At 43.1% G+C, this 1,133-nt stretch carries 1 protein-coding gene; it reads right to left on the bottom strand.

All coding sequences use genetic code 11. The features are described from left to right. Window positions 1-131 precede the first annotated feature (131 nt). Window positions 132-1,133: serine aminopeptidase domain-containing protein (locus tag F6K23_RS41010; protein ID WP_293167018.1), on the bottom strand; the 1,002-nt coding region annotated here is incomplete at its 5' end.

Raw genomic sequence — 1,133 nt, 5'->3', positions numbered from 1 at the left:
CTGCTATATATAGCAGTACGTATTAAGGTTAGGACAAGCGTTCATCGCTAAAACTTTGTCACAGTCAACTTCTGCCTTGGAGCCTTCTGCCCTCACCCCTTGCGCGTAGCGCTATACTTTGCTGTTATGATTTATTGCATCTGCGGCACAGTTGGTAAATCAGTACTTTGATCCAAATTGCTCATATTACTGTACTCAATCTTGCCAGTGGTGAGAAAACTGAATGTTTCCTGATATAAACTCTGCCAAAATTGGTTAGTCATACCTTGACTAACAGTCTCAGGATCTGCCAGAGGATGAGGTACTAAATCGCTTTCGGGATAGATATAGCAGCAATGCCCCTTGCTTTCAGCACCCATGTTTTTATAGGTTTGTTGACTAAATTTCGTATCAGCAGCGTCCTCATTTTCAGTGAGGACAAAAAAGGTGGGAATATTTTGCAAAACTTTGATACTATTAGGACTAGAGACGAAGGAACCAAAACGATCAACAGCAGTCAAGCACCCCACTGGAAAACTCAAGCCGTGTTCCCAGCTAAATTCCTTGATGTCTAGTGGTCCAGCTAAATTAACGTATTTCCTCTTGGTTTCGTCGTAAACTCTTAGCAGAGGAGCATAGGCAACTACTTTTTTCACTCTGTCAGGTCTATCTGCTGCTAGAGCTAAGGCGGTTGCTCCTCCTACAGATAGGCCAGCTGTGTAGATTGGTCCAGGCATTGCTGCCAGTTCATTGAGGCGTTCTCGGGCATCATCGAGGTAATTTAGGTGAGAAGATATATAATAGCGCTCAAAGTCAGGATCATCATCTCGCTCAATTGCTGCTTTCATATCCAATAAGCGGGGCTCAATTATCAACAGACGACTGAGCAAAGCTACTCTCTGAAAGGGTTTTAGTTCCTGAGTTACACCTGTATCGCTGCTAGCTATATTGGAAATAAACTTTTGTAGGACTTGGTCTTTTCTGAGCTTTTCCCGCATCGGATCAATGTATTCTGACTTGAGGTCGATTTGTGGCCAATACTTGTCCGGTGGAATCAAAGAATGACCAACCAGAGTAACTTGGTAAAAATTGAAGCCGTTATTAAATAAGTAGTCTGCTAAACGCCACAGTTGGTGAGGTTTGCCAGAGAATCC

The sequence above is a fragment of the Okeania sp. SIO2C9 genome, from assembly GCF_010672455.1.
Lineage (GTDB): Bacteria > Cyanobacteriota > Cyanobacteriia > Cyanobacteriales > Microcoleaceae > Okeania.
This window is presented reverse-complemented; position numbering and strand designations above follow the sequence as displayed.